The sequence below is a fragment of the Streptomyces sp. PKA51 genome, assembly GCF_057552455.1.
The window spans coordinates 150,764-164,019 of record NZ_BAAJPZ010000015.1 but is presented as its reverse complement, the minus strand read 5'-3'; the positions used below and the strand labels follow the sequence as shown (position 1 = coordinate 164,019).

5 protein-coding genes and 1 tRNA gene are annotated in these 13,256 nt (G+C 71.3%); 5 read left to right on the top strand and 1 reads right to left on the bottom strand.

Annotated features, from left to right (window positions below):
* Positions 1–95 precede the first annotated feature (95 nt).
* Positions 96–800, top strand: a complete 705-nt coding sequence (locus tag AC27L3_RS22050) for a DegT/DnrJ/EryC1/StrS family aminotransferase (RefSeq protein WP_487235772.1) — start codon at positions 96–98, stop codon at positions 798–800.
* Between the two features lie 95 nt (positions 801–895).
* Positions 896–968: transfer RNA gene (locus AC27L3_RS22045), tRNA-Thr, on the top strand.
* Positions 969–1,032: 64 nt separating this feature from the next.
* On the opposite strand, the gene AC27L3_RS22040 is transcribed toward AC27L3_RS22045, so the two are convergent.
* Positions 1,033–3,687: a SpoIIE family protein phosphatase gene (locus AC27L3_RS22040; RefSeq protein WP_487235771.1), complete on the bottom strand. Its 2,655-nt coding sequence runs from the start codon at positions 3,685–3,687 to the stop codon at positions 1,033–1,035.
* 213 nt (positions 3,688–3,900) lie between these two features.
* Between AC27L3_RS22040 and AC27L3_RS22035 the strand changes: the two genes are divergently transcribed.
* From AC27L3_RS22035 to AC27L3_RS22025, 3 genes are all read left to right on the top strand, one after another.
* Positions 3,901–9,351, top strand: coding sequence for a HAMP domain-containing protein (locus AC27L3_RS22035; RefSeq protein WP_487235770.1), 5,451 nt, complete (start codon positions 3,901–3,903; stop codon positions 9,349–9,351).
* 254 nt (positions 9,352–9,605) lie between these two features.
* On the top strand, positions 9,606–10,295 hold the full coding sequence (locus AC27L3_RS22030) for a response regulator (RefSeq protein WP_487235769.1): 690 nt from the start codon (positions 9,606–9,608) through the stop codon (positions 10,293–10,295).
* Positions 10,296–10,399: 104 nt separating this feature from the next.
* On the top strand, positions 10,400–13,090 hold the full coding sequence (locus AC27L3_RS22025) for a DNA translocase FtsK (RefSeq protein ID WP_487235768.1): 2,691 nt from the start codon (positions 10,400–10,402) through the stop codon (positions 13,088–13,090).
* The last annotated feature ends 166 nt before the right edge of the window (positions 13,091–13,256 follow it).

The window sequence follows — 13,256 nt, the reverse complement described above, 5'->3', positions numbered from 1 at the left end:
AATTTTTCAAAAAGCTTCGATCTGTGAACCAAGGTTCACAGATCGGAGCTTTTTTGTTTTCGCCTGGTTAACGTCTCCCGGGCACGCTCCGCGCCATGGGGACTGGGACAGCAGCTCAGCTGGCGGCCGCGGGGATCGGCCCGGGGGACGAGGTCATCGTCCCGTCGTTCGTGACCACTACCGAGGCCGCCGAGGCCGTTCGGCGTACCGGGGCGATACCGGTCTTCGTGGACATCGACCCCGTCAGCCTCTGTCTCGACCCGGCCGCCGTCGCCGACGCCGTGACCACCCGTACGGCCGCCGTCGTCGCCGCCGAACTCTTCGGGCACTCCGCCGACCTGACCGCTCTGCAGCTCATCGCCGCCGACAACGCTCTCGCCCTCGTCACCACCACCGACCCGCCGCTCGCGCATGCGCCCTCGCCCTGCGAGATCGCCCGCCGGCAGGCCGGCGCCGCCTATCTCGGTGCACGGCTGACCGGAGTCGTGACGCCGTCTGTGGCTCCGGGTGCCGTGCACGAGTACCACGAGTACGTCGTGCGCGTGCCCGGTAACGGGCGGCCCGACAGGGACGCGTTCGCCCGGGCGCTGCGGGCGCGCGGGGTGCGGTGCCGGGTGCCCGTACCGACGCCCGTCCACCGACTTCCGCTGTTCCGCGCCGAATTGTGGCTGCCGGAGACGGAGCGGGCCGCCGGCGAATGCCTGGCGCTGCCGCTGGAAGGGGAGATGTCGCGGCGGGAGCTGCAGCGGATCGTCTCCGCCGCCAATGCGCTCGGCGGGCTGCTCCCTGCTGCTGCCTGACGGCAGCAGCAGGCGGATCGCGTGGTCAAAAGCCCGTACGAACATGGGGTATGCTTTTCTCGTCGACAGGGGGAAACCCCGGAAGACGGCGACAAGCCCCAATAGCTCAGTCGGCAGAGCGTCTCCATGGTAAGGAGAAGGTCAACGGTTCGATTCCGTTTTGGGGCTCCGAAGAAGAAGGCCCCCGCCATTCGGCGGGGGCCTTCTTCGTATGCTCCCCTACTCCTGACGCTTACTCCTGACGCTCCGGCACGCGCATCGCGAGGATGGCCATGTCGTCCGAGGCCGGTTCGGCAGCGAAGCGTTCGACCGCGCGCAGCACGCGTGCCGCCACCGCGCCCGCCGTCAGGCCGGTGCAGGTCGTCAGGACCTCCGTGAGGCCGTCGTCGCCCAGCATGCGGGTGCCCTCGCGGCGCTCGGTGACCCCGTCCGTCACGCACAGCAGGACGTCCCCGGGATCGAGGGTGACCGTCTGCTCGTACAGCTCCAGGTCCTCCATGACGCCCAGCAGCGGCTGCGGGTCGGCGGCGGCCTCGACCGTGCCGTCCTGGCGCAGGCGCAGCGGCAGCGGGTGGCCGGCGCAGACGACCTTGAGGACCGCGCTGCCGTCCTCCTGCGGCCACAGCTCGCCGTAGAGAAGGGTGAGGAAGCGGCTGCGGGCCCCCTCGTCCAGGATGGCGGCGTTGAGACGCTCCAGGACGGCGGGGCCGCCGAAGCCCTCGCGGGCGAGCAGGCGCAGGGCGTGCCGGGCCAGGCCGGTGACGGCGGCGGCCTCCGGGCCGGTGCCGCACACGTCGCCGATGGCGAAGCCGTAGGCGCCGTCGCGGATGGGGAACAGGTCGTAGAAGTCGCCGCCGACCTCGTTGCCCTCGCCGGCCGCGCGGTAGATGACCTCGACCTCGACGCCGGGGACCTGGAGGAGCTCGGGCGGCAGCAGGCTGCGCTGGAGGCTCTGGCTGATGGCGGTGCGCTCGCTGTAGAGGCGGGCGTTGTCGAGGGCGAGGGCGGCGCGGCGGGAGAGGTCCTCGGCGAGTTCGAGGATCTCCTGGCGGAAGTGGTCGTCGGTGGGCTTGCCGAGGGTGAGCATGCCGATGACGCGGTTGCGGGCCACCAGCGGCAGGACGACGGTCTCGCCGCCGACCGCGGCCGCGGTGGCCAGGGACGGGCCGGGGCCGGGGATGTGGCCGGTGGAGTCGGCGAGGCCCAGGCTGCGCAGGGAGGTGCGCAGGGCGGCGGAGTGGGCGGCCTCGGTGGGGGCCGTCCACACGCGGGCGCCGGGGGTGGGCACGGGGTCCGGGGGCGCGATCTTGGACAGCAGGGCCTTGAGGCCGTCGATGCGGTCCTCGTCCTCGTGCAGGACGTAGGACAGCTCGGGCTCGGAGCTCTGGTCGGCGATGGTGTAGACGGCGCACCAGGTGGCGAGGGTGGGCACGGTCATCTGGGCCATCAGTGCCAGCGTCTGGTCGCGGTCGAGGGTGCCGGCGAGCAGGTCGGAGGCTTCGACGAGGAAGGACAGCGAGCCGCGGCGCAGGCGTTCGAGCTCGCCGAGGCGGGCGGATTCGACGGCGAGGGCGATGCGGTCGGCGGCGAACTGCAGGCGCAGGGCCTCCTCGTTGCCGTAGCGGCGCGGGGCCTCGGCCGCCACGCCGAGCGAGCCGGTGAGGCGGCCCTCCACCTTGAGCGGGACGGTGACGACGGAGCGCATGCCGGTGTCGGCCAGGAGGGGGACGGCGCCGGGCACGGCGCTGAGGTCGTCGTGGACGGCGGGCATGCGGGCGGAGCCGTAGCGTCCGGTGCCGGCCTCGACGGGGACGCGGGCGAAGCGCTGGCGGGTGGAGGGCAGCCCGGTGGAGGCGCGCACCTCCAGCTCGGTCTCGTCGTCGGTGGCGAGCAGGAGATAGGCGGAGTCGCCGTCGAGCATGTCGCGGGCGCGTTCGACCGTGCGCTGCAGCAGGCCGTCGAGGTCGTCGGGGGCGGGGGAGCCGATGAAGACCTCGAAGGGGTCGGTGCTGCCGCGCTCGCTGCCGGAGGTGTCGGTGGCGCTGCTGCGCAGCGGGCTCTGCAGGACGGCGCGCTCGTCGTCCCGTACGAGCAGGCAGACCGTCGAGGGGGCGCCCATGGTGTCGCGGACGCGCAGGTGGGAGGCGTAGACGGGGATGATGCGGCCGTCGGCGCCCCTTATGCCGTACGAGCCCTCCCAGCGGGACAGGCGCAGGGCCTCCTCGATGCCGGTGGAGGTGCCGGGGGTGTGCGGCCAGGCGGCGAGGTCGGCCAGGGGCCGGCCGAGGACCTGCTTGGCGGGGAAGCCGAAGAGCTCGTGGGCGTCGTCGTTCCAGGCGCAGATGGCGCCGCTGCCGTCGATCTGGACGACGGCGACGCGCACCCGGGTCTCGGCGACGGGCAGGGCCTCGGTGGGCAGGGCGGGGCCGGCGGAGCGGGTGCCGGCGGGGCGGTCGGCGAGGTCGAGGCAGAACCAGACGGTCTTGCGGGCGGCCGTGTACTCCACGCCCCAGCGGGCGGCGATGGCGGAGCACAGCAGCAGGCCGCGGCCGCCCTCGCGGTCGAGACCGCCGGTGGCGCGGCGCGGGGTGTGCACCGGCAGCTCGCGCTCGGGGTAGCGGTCGGAGACCTCGACGCGCACGCCGCCGTCGCTGCGGATGCACTGGACCTCGGCGGCGGTGCCGGCGTGGACGACGGCGTTGGTGACGAGCTCGCTGGTCAGCACGACGGCGTCGTCGATGACGTCGGGGAAGCCCCAGCCCTGGAGGGTGTCGCGGACGAAGGCCCGCGCGGCGGCGACGGAGCGTCCGACCGGCTCGAAGGTGGCGGCTGCCCGCGCGGTGATCACAGGTCTCCTCGTGTTCCTCTCGGCGATCTGCTCACGCATGTGCAGCGCCCCTCCATTGCCCGGCCGGATGCCAGGTTACTTACCTCCGCCGGGTGCGCGGATGCCGGTGCACAGGGATTCCACACTTGGGAGTGCCGGTGCACCGTGTGCGATGCTGCCGACTGTTATGGCCTGGCCGGGCTGGGGTGAAACACTGTGCAGCCCGGAAAGGGAAAGCCCGACGAGGATGATCGAACCTGCGGGAGGGACACGGTGGAGTCTGGCGCGGCGGCGCGGGCTGCAAGCACGCGCGCGAAGGGCGGACGGTCCCGTTCCAATGGGACGACCGAGGTGGACACCGCCTCCCTGAACCGGCTGCTCGCGGCCCTGGAGGCGATGCGGGACGGCAACTTCCGCAAGCGCCTGACGGTGACCGGCGACGGGGTGACGGCGCAGATCGCGGCGGTCTTCAACGAGGTGGCCGACCGCAATCTGCAGCTGACCGGGGAGCTGGCGCGGGTGCGCCGGGTGGTCGGCCGGGAGGGCCGGCTGACCGAGCGGCTGGAGACGGGTGTCTGCGAGGGCGCCTGGGCGTCGGCGATCGACGCGGCGAACGCGCTGGTCGACGACCTGGTGCGGCCGGTGTCGGAGGTGGGCCGGGTGCTGTCGGCGGTGGCCGACGGCGACCTGGAGCAGCGGATGGACCTGCGCTCGGCGGGCCCGGACGGCGCGGCGCACCCGCTGCGGGGCGAGTTCCTCAAGGTGGGGCGCACGGTCAACGGGCTGGTGGACCAGCTGTCGGCGTTCACCGACGAGGTGACGCGGGTGGCCAGCGAGGTGGGTACCGAGGGCAAGCTCGGCGGGCAGGCCCGGGTGCGCGGTATGTCCGGTTCCTGGAAGGATCTGACGGACTCCGTCAACACGATGGCCTCGCGACTGACCGCCCAGGTGCGTGATATCGCGCTGGTGACGACGGCCGTCGCCAAGGGGGACCTCTCCCGCAAGGTCACCGTCCACGTGGCGGGCGAGATGCTGGAGCTGAAGAACACCGTCAACACGATGGTGGACCAGCTCTCCTCCTTCGCCTCCGAGGTCACCCGGGTGGCCCGGGAGGTCGGTACGGAGGGCGAGCTGGGCGGCCAGGCGCAGGTGCCGGGCGTGGCCGGCGTCTGGAAGGACCTCACCGACTCGGTCAACCTCATGGCCGGCAATCTGACGGCCCAGGTGCGCGGCATCGCCCAGGTGACCACGGCCGTGGCCAACGGCGACCTGTCGCAGAAGGTCACGGTGAGCGCGCGCGGCGAGATCGCGCAGCTCGCAGAGACGATCAACCAGATGACGGAGACGCTGCGCACCTTCGCCGACGAGGTCACCCGGGTGGCCAACGAGGTGGGCGCGGAGGGTCTGCTGGGTGGTCAGGCGCAGGTGCCGGGTGCGGCGGGCACCTGGAAGGACCTCACCGACTCGGTCAACACCGCCTTCCGCAACCTCACCGGTCAGGTGCGCGACATCGCGCAGGTGACGACGGCGGTCGCCAACGGCGATCTGGGCCAGAAGGTGACGGTCGACGTCTCCGGCGAGATGCTGGAGCTGAAGAACACCGTCAACACGATGGTCGACCAGCTGTCCTCCTTCGCCTCCGAGGTCACGCGCGTGGCCCGGGAGATCGGGGTCGAGGGCGAACTCGGCGGTCAGGCGCAGGTGCCGGGTGCGGCGGGTACGTGGAAGGACCTCACCGACTCGGTCAACACGGCCTGGCGCAACCTCACCGGCCAGGTGCGCAACATCGCGCAGGTGACGACGGCCGTCGCCAACGGCGACCTCTCGCAGAAGGTGACGGTCGACGTCTCCGGCGAGATGCTGCAGCTGAAGAACACCGTCAACACCATGGTGGACCAGCTGTCCTCCTTCGCCGACCAGGTCACGCGCATGGCGCGGGACGTCGGCACCGAGGGCCGGCTCGGCGGCCAGGCCCGGGTGGACGGGGTGAGCGGCACCTGGAAGGAGCTCACCGACTCCGTCAACTTCATGGCCGGCAACCTCACCTCGCAGGTGCGTCAGATCGCCCAGGTCACGACGGCGGTGGCGCGTGGTGACCTGTCGCAGAAGATCGACGTGGACGCGCGCGGCGAGATCCTGGAGCTGAAGAACACCATCAACACGATGGTCGACCAGCTCTCCTCGTTCGCCGACCAGGTCACGCGGGTGGCCCGCGAAGTGGGCACGGAGGGCCGCCTCGGCGGTCAGGCGCAGGTGCCCGGCGTCGCCGGCGTCTGGCGGGACCTGACGGACTCGGTCAACGGCATGGCCGAGAACCTCACCGCCCAGGTGCGCAACATCGCGCAGGTCGCCACCGCGGTGGCGCGCGGTGACCTGTCGCAGAAGATCGACGTGGATGCGCGCGGCGAGATCCTGGAGCTGAAGAACACCCTCAACACGATGGTGGACCAGCTGCAGTCGTTCGCCGAGCAGGTCACGCGGGTCGCGCGCGAGGTCGGCACCGAGGGCATCCTCGGCGGCCAGGCCGAGGTGCAGGGTGTCTCGGGCACCTGGAAGGACCTGACGCAGTCGGTCAACTTCATGGCCAACAACCTCACGAGCCAGGTCCGCAACATCGCCGAGGTGACGACGGCGGTCGCCAAGGGCGACCTGTCCAAGAAGATCACCGTCGACGCCAAGGGCGAGATCCTCGAACTGGTCACGACCGTGAACACGATGGTCGACCAGCTCTCGGACTTCGCCGAGCAGGTCACGCGGGTCGCGCGCGAGGTCGGCACCGAGGGCATCCTCGGCGGCCAGGCCCGGGTGCGGGACGTGACCGGCATCTGGAAGGACCTCACCGACAACGTCAACCTGATGGCCACCAACCTGACCACCCAGGTGCGCAACATCTCGCAGGTCGCGGGGGCGGTGGCCAACGGTGACCTCACCAAGAAGATCACGGTCGAGGCGCGCGGCGAGGTCGCGCAGCTCGCCGACACCGTCAACACGATGGTGACGACGCTGTCGTCGTTCGCGGACGAGGTCACGCGCGTGGCGCGCGAGGTCGGCACCGACGGCATCCTCGGCGGCCAGGCCCGGGTGCCCGGCGTCTCGGGCACCTGGAAGGACCTCACCGAGTCCGTGAACTCGATGGCGTCCAACCTCACCGGCCAGGTGCGCAACATCGCGATGGTCACCACCGCCATCGCCCAGGGCGACCTGACCAAGAAGATCGACATCGATGCGCGGGGCGAGATCCTGCAGCTGAAGACGACCATCAACACGATGGTCGACCAGCTGTCCTCCTTCGCCGAGCAGGTCACACGGGTGGCCCGCGAGGTGGGTACGGAGGGCCAGCTGGGCGGTCAGGCCCGGGTGCGGGACGTCGACGGCACCTGGCGCGACCTGACCGAGTCCGTCAACGAGATGGCCGGCAACCTCACCCGGCAGGTGCGCGCGATCGCCGAGGTGGCCACCGCGGTGACCCGCGGTGACCTCAACCTGAAGATCGAGGTCGATGCGGCCGGCGAGATCCTGGAGCTCCAGGACAACATCAACACGATGATCGCCAACCTGCGCGAGACCACCCTGGCCAACAAGGAGCAGGACTGGCTCAAGGGCAACCTCGCCCGTATCTCCGGCCTCATGCAGGGCCGTCGCGACCTGGAGGACGTCGCCGGGCTCATCATGAGCGAGCTGACCCCCGTGGTCTCCGCGCAGCACGGCGCCTTCTTCCTGGCCATGGCCACCGGTGCGCAGGAGGGCGAGAGCGCCGAGGACGCGTACGAGCTGCGGATGCTCGGTTCGTACGGCTACTCGATGGGCTCGATGCCCACGTCCTTCCGGCCGGGCGAGTCGCTCATCGGCACGGCGGCCAAGGAGAAGCGCACGATCCTGGTGGAGAACGTGCCGCCGGGCTATCTCAAGATCGCCTCCGGTCTGGGCGAGGCGCCGCCGGCCCATGTGATCGTGCTGCCCGTGCTGTTCGAGGGGCAGGTCCTCGGCGTGATCGAGCTGGCGTCCTTCCAGCCGTTCACGCAGATCCAGAAGGACTTCCTCAGCCAGATCGCCGAGATGATCGGCACGAGCGTCAACACCATCAGCGTCAACACCAAGACCGAGATCCTGCTCAAGCAGTCGCAGGAGCTCACCGAGCAACTACGCGAGCGCTCGGCGGAATTGGAGAACCGGCAGAAGGCGCTGGAGATCTCCAACGCCGAGCTGGAGGAGAAGTCCGAGCGCCTGGCCCGGCAGAACCGCGACATCGAGGTGAAGAACACCGAGATCGAGGAGGCCCGGCAGGTGCTGGAGGAACGGGCCGAGCAGCTCGCGGTCTCCATGCGCTACAAGTCGGAGTTCCTGGCCAACATGTCGCACGAGCTGCGCACCCCGCTCAACTCGCTGCTGATCCTGGCCAAGCTGCTCGCCGACAACGCCGAGGGCAACCTCTCGCCCAAGCAGGTGGAGTTCGCCGAGACCATCCACGGCGCCGGCTCGGACCTGCTGCAGCTCATCAACGACATCCTCGACCTGTCGAAGGTCGAGGCGGGCAAGATGGACGTCAGCCCCACCCGTATCGCCCTCGTCCAGCTCGTGGACTACGTGGAGGCCACCTTCCGGCCGCTGACGGCGGAGAAGGGCCTGGACTTCTCGGTGCGGGTCTCCCCGGAGCTGCCCGCGACCCTCCACACCGACGAGCAGCGGCTGCTGCAGGTGCTGCGCAACCTGCTGTCGAATGCGGTGAAGTTCACCGACACCGGCGCGGTGGAGCTGGTGATCCGCCCGGCCGGCCGGGACGTTCCCGACGCCATCCGCGAGCAGCTGCTGGAGGCCGGTTCGCTGCGCGATGCGGACGCCGACATGATCGCCTTCTCCGTCACCGACACCGGCATCGGCATCGCCCAGAGCAAGATGCGCGTCATCTTCGAGGCGTTCAAGCAGGCCGACGGCACCACCAGCCGCAAGTACGGCGGCACCGGCCTGGGGCTGTCCATCAGCCGGGAGATCGCCCGCCTGCTGGGCGGCGAGATCGACGCGGCGAGCGAACCGGGCCGCGGCTCGACGTTCACCCTGTACCTGCCGCTGAACCCGGGCGAGCTGCCGCCGCACGGCTACCCGCAGCCGGCCGACGAGGCCGCCTTCACCGAGGGCGGGGGCGTGCCGGAGTCGCCGGCCCGCCAGGCGGCCGGGCTCTTCCTGCGCCGCCGCCGGGCCGCCCAGGCGGCCGGTCAGGCGCAGGCGGCGCTGCCGGCCCCCGAGGGCGAGGCCCTGGTGCGGCCGGAGCTGCCGGCCGGGGTGCCGCCGGAGCCGGGGGCGATGGTGCACGTCGCCGAACAGCTGGCGCACAGCGGCTTCACCGGGACGTTCGGCGGCGAGAAGGTGCTGATCGTCGACGACGACATCCGCAACGTCTTCGCCCTGACCAGCGTGCTGGAGCAGCACGGGCTGTCGGTGCTGTACGCGGAGAACGGGCGCGAGGGCATCGAGGTGCTCGAACAGCACGACGACGTCGTGGTCGTCCTGATGGACATCATGATGCCGGAGATGGACGGCTACGCGACGACGGCGGCGATCCGCAGGATGCCGCAGTTCGCCGGGCTGCCGATCATCGCGCTGACGGCGAAGGCCATGAAGGGCGACCGGGAGAAGAGCATCGAGGCCGGCGCGTCCGACTACGTCACCAAGCCGGTGGACACCGATCACCTGCTGACGGTGATGGAGCAGTGGATCCGCGCGAAGTGAAGGGGCCCGTCCGCAGCCGGACGATGCGGTGACGGACTCACTGACGGTAGGGTCGGTGGCCGGCCGGTGCCCGGACAACCCGGGAACCTTCCGGCCCCGATCCGCGTTTCCGCTACGTGCACAGTGACATCGCGGTGACAGGGTGTGGTGACAGGCGGGGTGCGGCTACCATGACCGGCACAAGGACGGGCGGCGCAAGGGAGTCGTCCCCTGGGGCGGCGCCCGGCGCACTGCCGGGACGAGGAGGACGGGCCATGGTGCAGAAGGCCAAGATCCTCCTGGTCGATGACCGGCCGGAAAATCTGCTGGCGCTGGAGGCCATCCTCTCGGCGCTCGATCAGACGCTGGTGCGGGCATCGTCAGGGGAGGAAGCGCTCAAGGCGCTGCTGACGGACGACTTCGCGGTGATCCTGCTGGACGTTCAGATGCCCGGCATGGACGGCTTCGAGACCGCCGCGCACATCAAGCGGCGGGAGCGGACGCGGGACATCCCCATCATCTTCCTCACGGCGATCAACCACGGCCCGCACCACACCTTCCGCGGCTACGCCGCCGGCGCTGTGGACTACATCTCCAAGCCCTTCGACCCGTGGGTGCTGCGCGCGAAGGTCTCGGTCTTCGTCGAGCTGTACATGAAGAACTGCCAGCTGCGCGAGCAGGCCGCCCTGTTGCGCCTGCAGCTGGAGAGCGGCGGCCACTCCGGCCGTACGGGAGCGGTGGAGCCCCAGGAGTCCGCCGGCCTGCTGGCCGAGCTCTCCGCCCGTCTGGCCGCCGTCGAGGAGCAGGCCGAGGCGCTGTCCAAACAGCTGGACGAGTCCGCCGATGCCGCCGCCGTGGCCACCGCCGCCCACCTGGAGCGCAAGCTCACCGGGCTGCGCCGGGCGCTCGACGCCCTGGAGCCCGGAGCGGGCAGCGCCGCCGGCCCGGTGCCCTCGCAGGGCTGAGGTCCTGACGTCCCGTCACGCGCCGCGCCCTCGCACCACGACACGAATGGGCTAACGCGCGGCCGCACGTGTACCACCCGGCCGGCAACGGTAATCTCGGCACCATGGCCTCACGTACGTCCGGCAAGGGTTCCCAGAGCACGGCGGGCACCTCGAGGCAGCGCGCCGGGCGCTCCGGAGGCGCCGCCAAGAAGGCAGCCGCCAAGAAGTCGCCGCCCCGGCCCGCGGGCCGGGCCCCCGCCCGCAAGGCGCCCGCCAAGAAGGCAGCCGCACGGCCGGCGGGCGGCGCCCGCCGCGCCGGCCGCGGTCTGGCGCACGGTGTCGGCGGGCTGTTCCGCGGCGTCGGCCGCGGCGCCCGCGGCCTGGACCCCGCCCACCGCAAGGACGGCCTCGCCCTGCTCCTGCTGGGCGTGGCCCTCGTCGTCGCAGCCGGCACCTGGTCCAGCCTCGACGGCCCGGTGGGCGACCTCATCCGCACCCTGGTCACCGGCGCCTTCGGCCGCCTGGACCTGGTCGTGCCGATACTGCTGGCCATCATCGCCTTCCGGCTCTTCCGGCACCCCGAGCGCCCGGAGGCCAACGGACGGATCGTCATCGGCCTGTCGGCACTGGTCCTCGGCGTCCTCGGGCAGGTGCACATCGCGTGCGGCTCGCCGGGCCGCGCCGCGGGCTCCCAGGCGCTGCGCGACGCCGGCGGCATGGTCGGCTGGGCCGCGTCCAAGCCCCTGCTCTTCACCGTCGGCGAGATGCTCGCCGTCCCGCTGCTGGCGCTGCTCACCGTCTTCGGCCTGCTGGTGGTCACCGCCACGCCGGTCAACGCCATCCCGCGCCGGCTGCGCGAGGTCGGCATACGCCTCGGTGTGATCGAGCCCCACCCCGACGAGTACGCGCCGGCGGGCCACGGGGAGTACGACGACGAGTGGCGCCAGGCACCCCCGGCCCGCCGCCGGCGTGCCTCCGCCGCCGTCGATCCCGAGCGCGCCGAGGAGGAGGCGCTCGGCAAGCGCCGCACGTCCCGGACCGCGCCCGCGGACGCCGCGGCGGGCCGGGAGCCGGACGCCGTGGACCTCGCCGCCGCCGCGGCCGCCTCGCTGGACGGCGCCCTGCTGCACGGCATCCCGCCCACCCCGGTCGTCGCCGACCTCAGCAGCGGCATCTCGGCCGAGGCGGCACCGGCCGAGGTCACCGTGCCCACCGCCCGTCCCGGCAAGCGCAAGAGCGCCGCCGCGCCCGGTGTCGTACCGGACCTGACCAAGCCCGCGCCCGAGCCGCCCGCCTCCGGCCTGCCGGCCCGCGCCGAGCAGCTGCAGCTCTCGGGCGACATCACCTACGCGCTGCCCTCCTTGGACCTGCTGGAGCGCGGCGGTCCGGGCAAGGCGCGCAGCGCCGCCAACGACGCCATAGTGGCCGCACTGACCAACGTCTTCTCCGAGTTCAAGGTGGACGCCGCCGTCACCGGCTTCACCCGGGGCCCGACGGTCACCCGCTACGAGATCGAGCTGGGCCCGGCCGTGAAGGTCGAGCGCATCACCGCGCTCACCAAGAACATCGCCTACGCCGTCGCCAGCCCGGACGTGCGGATCATCAGCCCGATCCCGGGGAAGTCCGCAGTCGGCATCGAGATCCCCAACACCGACCGCGAGATGGTCAACCTCGGCGACGTGCTGCGGCTGGCCGCCGCGGCCGAGGACGACCACCCGATGCTGGTGGCGCTCGGCAAGAACGTCGAGGGCGGCTACGAGATGGCCAACCTCACCAAGATGCCGCACGTCCTGGTCGCGGGCGCCACCGGCTCCGGCAAGTCCTCCTGCATCAACTGCCTGATCACCTCGCTGCTGGTGCGGGCCACGCCCGAGGACGTGCGCATGGTGCTGGTCGACCCCAAGCGCGTCGAGCTGACCGCCTACGAGGGCATCCCGCACCTGATCACGCCTATCATCACCAACCCCAAGCGGGCGGCCGAGGCCCTGCAGTGGGTCGTGCGCGAGATGGACCTGCGCTACGACGACCTGGCCGCCTACGGCTTCCGGCACATCGACGACTTCAACGCCGCCGTCCGCGCCGGGAAGGTCACCGCGCCGGCCGGCAGCGAGCGGGAGCTGCAGCCGTACCCGTACCTGCTGGTGATCGTCGACGAGCTGGCCGACCTGATGATGGTCGCGCCGCGCGACGTCGAGGACTCCATCGTGCGCATCACCCAGCTGGCCCGCGCCGCCGGCATCCACCTGGTGCTCGCCACCCAGCGGCCCTCCGTCGACGTCGTCACCGGCCTGATCAAGGCGAACGTGCCCTCCCGGCTCGCCTTCGCCACCTCCTCGCTGGCCGACAGCCGGGTCATCCTCGACCAGCCCGGTGCCGAGAAGCTCATCGGCAAGGGCGACGGCCTCTTCCTGCCCATGGGCGCCAACAAGCCCGTCCGTATGCAGGGCGCCTTCGTCACCGAGGCCGAGGTCGCGGCGATCGTCCAGCACTGCAAGGACCAGATGGCGCCCGTCTTCCGCGACGACGTCGTGGTCGGCACGGCCCGCAAGAAGGAGATAGACGAGGACGTCGGCGACGACCTCGACCTGCTGTGCCAGGCCGCCGAGCTGGTCGTCTCCACCCAGTTCGGCTCGACCTCGATGCTGCAGCGGAAACTGCGTGTGGGATTCGCCAAGGCGGGCAGGCTCATGGATCTGATGGAGTCGCGCAACATCGTGGGCCCCAGCGAGGGCTCCAAGGCGCGCGACGTACTCGTCAAGCCCGACGAGCTGGACGGAGTCCTCGCACTGATCCGCGGGGAGGAGCAGCCGTAGCGGCCGCGAAGCCCCGTCCGGTCCTCGCCGGTCGACGCGCAGTCGAGCGAGGGGGGAGGGGACGATGTGTCATCGTGCTGACCACAGAGTCTTCTGATGGCGTACAAAGTCCGTCTTCCCGCTTGCCCGACCGTTTCGCATGCCCCCTAGACTGAATCCCCAGCAG